At 62.2% G+C, this 6267-nt stretch carries 4 protein-coding genes and 1 pseudogene; 1 reads left to right on the plus strand and 4 read right to left on the minus strand.

Annotated elements, in window-relative coordinates:
- Positions 1-1248: 1248 nt before the first annotated feature.
- Entirely contained in the window at positions 1249-2529 is a 1281-nt protein-coding gene (locus ACZ6C1_RS38380) for a hypothetical protein (protein ID WP_469247676.1), read from the minus strand.
- Positions 2530-2771: 242 nt separating this feature from the next.
- A complete protein-coding gene (locus ACZ6C1_RS38385) occupies positions 2772-4058 on the minus strand; it encodes a tetratricopeptide repeat protein (RefSeq protein ID WP_469247677.1) in 1287 nt (428 codons plus the stop codon).
- Positions 4059-4671: 613 nt separating this feature from the next.
- Here ACZ6C1_RS38385 and ACZ6C1_RS38390 point away from each other — a divergent pair.
- A complete protein-coding gene (locus ACZ6C1_RS38390) occupies positions 4672-5070 on the plus strand; it encodes an ATP-binding protein (RefSeq protein ID WP_469247678.1) in 399 nt (132 codons plus the stop codon).
- A 432-nt stretch (positions 5071-5502) separates the two neighbouring features.
- Here the strand turns inward: ACZ6C1_RS38390 and ACZ6C1_RS38395 are convergent, their stop codons facing one another.
- The gene (locus ACZ6C1_RS38395; protein WP_469247679.1) at positions 5503-5634 is read right to left on the minus strand and encodes a hypothetical protein; all 132 of its coding nucleotides are present in this window, start codon (positions 5632-5634) and stop codon (positions 5503-5505) included.
- 417 nt (positions 5635-6051) lie between these two features.
- A pseudogene (locus tag ACZ6C1_RS38400) lies at positions 6052-6174 on the minus strand (IS5/IS1182 family transposase); the annotation flags it as partial.
- Positions 6175-6267 lie beyond the last annotated feature (93 nt).

Genomic DNA, 6267 nt, shown 5'->3' on the forward strand with positions numbered 1-6267 from the left:
CGGTCCGACAACCGGCCACCCGACGACTTCTTCACCTGCCCAGGCCTTGGCACACCACACCCAACGACCAACACCACCCAAAGTCACCAGTATTGGATCTAGGCCTCCAAAGCCCTGCGCTGAGCGGGAACCGCTCCGAGCGAGGCGGTGGCTCTGTTCGCGTTGCAGAGCAGCGTTTCGACAGCAGTTCGGGAGGCACCTCCCGCGCCGAATGTTCACGAGAACGGGCAACAGCTCAGTGAGTGGTGACCGGCAAGACGCCGTCTGGTGCTCCTCGGGAAGCCAGGGAAAAACCACTGGCTACGGGCGTAGGCCAGCCACGATCGCGCCGTTGCCGACTGTCGGCAGGTGCCTCCCGTTCTCGTGAACATCGACTCTGCAGGCCACCGGGCGACTCCCGGAGTCGTGTACAGGGGCTGTCGGAGGTCATGAAGCCAAGGGGGGCCTGGTCGCCGCGGTGGCGGTACAGCTTGTCGATCATGGCCGGGGAAGCGCCGACACCGATGACCGTGATGCCGCTGCCGTGAGCGGCGGCGAGGCAGCCGGTGCCGATGGCGAGCTTGAAGGCACGGGCGCCGGCGCTGGATAGTCAGGGAAGGAAGTTGGCGCCCGTGGCCGATCGCGGTCCCGGTGCTGGTCGTTGCAGTGGGATGCCCGGCTGATCTTGCGTCTGCTTTTCTGACTGCCGAAGAGGTCGGTCACGCGTTCTCCCATCTCGTCTCGACGTGGGGCCCAGGTCTGCACGATGGCTGGCCCGGCCACTGCTGTGTAGCTGGTCAGCTGTGGTCGCTAGGGCTTTGCTCGGGTCGAGGAAGAACTTTGCGCCCGGATCAACCCGGTGACTTGCTCAATGCCTGGGAGGTCTTCGGACCCCGCCGTCCGCGCCTGAGATGCCGAGGCGTGTTAACGCGAAGGCCATCTGGGCGCTGAGGGCCATGTCTTTCTGATGACGGCTGCGGCAACCCAGCTTGCCGGCGCTGGCCTTCCGCATCGGAGGGGGTTGGCCTCCTACGCCGACAGTGCTTTGCTGCCGCGCAGCTGGAGTCGGGGACTATTGGCCCTGGTTCCAGCTGCAGTGGCTCGTTCTCCACCCGTTCTGGCCGATGGTCCCGCATGGAGGCCGTTTTACTGGCCATGGGCAAGTCGGAGCCCCGCCGCTCAAGGTCGACGAGGCGCCGCCGACCCTCCGAGCTGCTCCTCCGTTGTGTCGCCCATCCGGGTTTATTGGTTACCGATCAGCGGTTTCCCTCAATGCGTGGAAAGTCGGGGGGTGTGAGCATCGGGGTGAGGAGCGTCAACGCTTACGTGCTCAGTTGTCACCTGCCGACGAAGCAGGCTCGTCGGTCCCAGCCCGGATAGCACCTCAATGACACCGTGGAGCTCCCATGCCGAGGCCTCGCTAGTTGGGATGATCCCGATGGTTGATGCCTGTACCAGCCAGTCTGGTTTCAGAGCTGTGGCGTTGGGAATGAGCTGCACCTGTCGAATGCAACTGGCCTGAGCAGCGGCCATCTCCGTGCTGGAGCTGCTCGGTTTGCCCAAAACGAGTACCAGGTCACACTCTGTGGCTGTCATATGAACCGTCTGGCACCAGTCTGATTCTGCGTAGCACCAGCTTCCGGGGTGCTGGCCCCTCAAGTTCGAAAACCGCTTCCGCATAACCCGCACGATCGCTGCGGCAGCATCTGGCCTGCATCCCGGTTCCAGTACGAAGGCGACCCTCCCGCGATCGGGAACGTCCACTTGTCTTGCGTCGCTTGGTGAGCAGATACGGCGCAGACCTGAAAGTGGGCCGCTTGCCACGGTCTCTTGCCCTGAGCGGCCGATCAGTAACACGACCCGCCCTTCCTTGGCGAAGGCTGCCGCGTCACTGCATGCCCGGGCAACCGCTGAACAGGATCGGGGGCTCCCTTCGGTGTTCCCAGCACCACACCACCCAGCCGTCCGGGTCTCCAGCAGCGGTAGCCCTGCGACATCTGTGATCCGTGAGCTGTCACAGCACTCTGCCTCAGAAGGCAGGCGGCTGGCCGGCACGGCTGTGTGCATGTACTGAGTCTCAGCGCAGCGGTGCTTCGGCGCTACGGTGATCACCCGACGGGTCCTCAGGAGGCGTGACCATTCCTCGACTGCCCAGCTTGCTGCGGCCCTGGCCGCTCGGTCCCTTGATGGTGCCCCTACCGCGATACCTGACGCTGCGCCGCTGCTGTCAAGATAGGAGACGACATCGATGGCACCTGCGGCCGGCCTCTCCTTTGCAGTGACGGGCGCAACTCGGACAGGCCACCCTGATTTCTTGAGCACGGACGCGATAGGGTGCGCGGCTGGGCAACGGACCGTTCCACGGCGCGGGTGTTCAACTTGTGTGGCAACGACAAGTACACCGTTATCGGCGTTGGTGAGGTAGAGCGTTTCTCGCTGTACTGACCTGTTCATTTGCTGTTCCTGTTTCGTTTGCCTCGCTTGGGCCGCCAAGCGAACTGGCGCGTCAACGATGCACGAGGGGGCGGTTGCCTTCACTATGACGATCATGGACGGATAAGAGCGGGTCGGCTGAGGCCTGTTCCAGCCGCAGCCATACGTGTCCAGCAGATCGCTCTGGCGTGCTTCGGTAGCTTCCGCCGGTCATAGCCGGGACGGGAGGCTCAGCACCCGGACTCAATGCTGGCAGCGGAACCCCGGTGGTGTGATGCCTGTCAACGCCGTCAGTGTGCTGCACAGAGGGGGAGGCATCAGGGGCCATGGAGGAACGCGGGGCTGCTCGTCTGCTGAACTCAATCGTTCCCAGCCTCGGCAACGTGCAGTGTTCTGTGCATGAGCGATGCCACTGCGGGGCTTCTTTTGTACGGTGTCAGCCGGGAGCGGAGAGCGGCAAGCGCACGGTTGACACGACGTGAGCGGATAGCCGGGTAGTGGTTCAAGAATTCACCCCAGCTGTGACATGCGCTGTCGAGTTGTCCCTGGGAAAGCTGCAGATCCCCAAGCCGGTAGAGGTCCAGCGTGCGTGAGCGGAGTTCTGCGCGCGGGCGTTCGCGGATCGCGGCGTGTAAGACTTTAAGTGCCTGGCCGTGGTTGCGGAGAAGAGCAGCTACCTCCGCCTGCTGGCGCATGTGTGAGGCGTGGTGGTAAGTACCAACGGGCCCTGTGGCGTCCGAGGAACGCTCAAGCAGTTGCTCCGCACGCAACAGGTCGCGGACTGCCTGGTAGCGATTTCCTGTAGCGGCGCCGGCAACAGCACGCTGCCCAAGGAGGGCTGCTTGTACGTGTAACGGGGCGTGCTGCATCCCTTTCTCTGTGGCCGTATCGGCCAGCAGTGCTGAGTGGGAGAGGTGTCCAAGATGATATGCCTGAACACTCAGCCCTCGGAGGCTTAGGGCGTAGGTGGTGGAGTCGTCGGCTTCCTTGGCTATGCGCAACCCGTAAAGGTAGTGTCCCTGACCTTTCCCATGTTCACATTCATCGAAGTGGGTAAAGGCGCATAGATAGTGCAGTTGCGCCGCGGCGGAGAAGAAATCGCGCCGGATAACGGGACTCGAGTTGGCTGCTAGCCAAGCTGCCGCAGTAGTTTGAGCGTACGCGGCTAGTGGTGCGTTTATGAGCCCCCCGCCCAGCCGCTTCTCCGTTTCCGAGAACATCTCCAGCATGACACGGAGCGAGGCGAGTTCCGATTTCCCTATGCGGCTGCCGCGCGCTTCCTTCGTCCATTGGAATCTTTCCCATGCATCAGCGCATGACTTGTCGAGGTAAGCGAGACTGTAAGCCTCTGTCACCACAGGGTCCATTTCACTCGCATACGATCCGTGTCGGTCAGAAAACCCCGCCTCGCTCATCGTCACACTCCGGTTGAGTTTTCGTGTAAAGGCTTCCACTACGAGTTCAGGGACGGGGTGGCGCGGAACTGATCCGGCCAGCCACTGCGCAACCGATGGTCTTTGGTAGCGAAGCGAAAGTCCTATCTCTCTACCGAGCGCGTTGACTCTTCGGGCCAGCATGTCTCCCGTCCAGCCGGCCTCCCTGAGCAGGTGCCGGAGTCGCTCGTTTGGGATCTTGTCGGTGGTCACGGGCTTCTCATCCTCCAACCGAACAGTCGCATGGAGGGCCTGCCGGTTCGCGCAGGCATCATCTTTGGCCACGAAAACCGGTCGCGCGAGAACGGTAAGGGCCGGCCCACCCACCCTCCGACCATAGGGCGGAACATTGCATTCCGGACCCTGTAGGGGCGGACAATCTCCCTCACTTAACACACTCGCCGCCTTAACCATCTGAACGCCCCGAGCGCTTCTGCACCGCGCGCAGGCATCGTATGGTGCGGCGTAGCAGAGCGCTGCAAAGTCGGCTTGCTGGTCAGCCCTCGTCAGAAGTGGCAGACCCCGATACGACGGGTCGCGCATGCAATGGAGGAACCATGGCGCCGGAGTTATTGTTCGCATAGAGATACGCGTGGGCTTGCCAGGCCTCTCGTATCCGGAATATCGCATTAGCGAGCTCTATATGGCTGGGGCTTGCGAAATAACCTCGGCATTCTTCACTCGGTGAACACCTGGTGGGCGTGCGGCCGCTCTCCGATAGTCGGCGACATGAGCTGAAACACCTAGCAACGCTTACGCGGGGGAACTGTGTGGAGCTGCAAGCAGCTCCACTGCCCCAGACAGCCTGGTTCATTAGGGGTTTGCTGTGGACTCATTTCGCTCAGCCCAAATTCTCTTCGCGCATGAGCCGCTTCGCGTTTCTCCAGTGCGGCTCTTCGTGCTGTCTACCATGGAGCTATGGGGGCTCAGTGCACAGGCAGTAGATGTATGTACATGTGCATCAGAGTTGGCGACAAACGCGATTCTGCACACCAATCCAACACCATACGCGCTCAGAGTCCGGTTGCTATTCACTGACGGGCTCGTCCGGCTGGAGGTGCATGACCGTGGCCCGGTGTTCCACCGCAAAGTTAACCAAGCGTTCGACAGTCAGTCCGGGCGGGGGCTGATCATTCTCGACGAACTCGCCGACGAATGGGGCATAGACTACTACCCTCATGCTGCTGGAAAGATAGTATGGGCGACTTTTAGGGTGGCCTCCTGAAGGCGGGATTGCGTATATTGCCGTGGTCTCCACCCTCGCTGATGCTAGGAAGCCGACGCGACCTCGGCCCGGTTGGTGTGCTCACTTAGATGTATCAGCACCACCAGGGCCCGCTGCTGGGAACGCAGCTTCCAGTGACGGGCCACTTTCCCAGGTGACGATGAGCATCGTCACCTTCCACGAGGGGGGTGGCAAATCCAGAGCGCAAGGACAGATGGCCAACAAGACTGCCTGCGACATGAGTCGACGCCAGACACTCTCGACAGCCGGAGAGCCCTGCCGGTTTATCAGGCCCCGCTACCCACCCGATCGGTGGCCGCCCTGAAAATCCTGAATGAACCACTTCTTCCTCCATAGCAGCACAGGCCCGGAGGGTTTGGATAGCTTGGACGCGTTAGGTCGCGGGTCCGTCCCCGGCAGAGCCCGCGAGAATCACAGCGGTGTGCCGCTGAGGGCGGCAATAACCGGCACGTTCATGCCGTGCTTTTGACACCTCTGGCTGTAGCACCGCTCGTCCGCTTTGATGCGGTCGGTGAGGATCAGGGCGGAGGACAACAACGGCATCGACGAACTGCCAACCGCCCAGCAGGGGGCGAGTATAAGCCCAGCACGGCCAAGCAACGCACATCACCGCTCCCTCGAAGGCCCTCCACACCGAGGCCCAATCACAGCCGACCCCAGGCTTAACACCGTCCACATTTGCTGGACACCGCCGCCCTGCCAAGATCCTCACCGCTGCTCATAGCAGCGACCCCACAGACGAGATGACCAGTATCAGCGCACCCATCAGGTTGCTCCCCCGGCTGGTGCTGGTCATCTCCGCCCCCTGGGGCCCATCTCTGCGCGTAATCGCAAGTACGGTCCCCAAAGGAACCCCCCCCCTTCCGCCAAGCAAGAGCCAGCAGCCAGCAGAGCGAGAAGCGATGGCCCACAACCACCCAGCGCCAGGCCAAAGGCCGGACAGATGCTGGGCGGCCGGCTTCACTTGGTGCGTCTGCGGTGGCATATGAGGGTCGCGGCGATGGCTGTGAAGGCGAGGAAGTGTTCCGGCTTGCGCTCGTAGCGGCGGTGGAGGCGTCGGCAACCGGAAAGCCAAGACATGGAGCTTGTTCAGCGGTGAGTCTCGAGAGTGAGGATGGCTTTGCCGATGACGTCATCCGGCTCGGTTTGCAGCGGGCTTTGCGGAGGATCCGCCAG

Source organism: Streptomyces sp. NPDC041796 (assembly GCF_055590785.1).

Excerpts from the sequence above, each read along its gene's own strand:
- ACZ6C1_RS38380 (WP_469247676.1), bottom strand. The coding sequence starts at position 2,529 with ATGATCGTCATAGTGAAGGCAACCGCCCCCTCGTGCATCGTTGACGCG.
- ACZ6C1_RS38395 (WP_469247679.1), bottom strand. The coding sequence starts at position 5,634 with ATGCCGTTGTTGTCCTCCGCCCTGATCCTCACCGACCGCATCAAAGCG.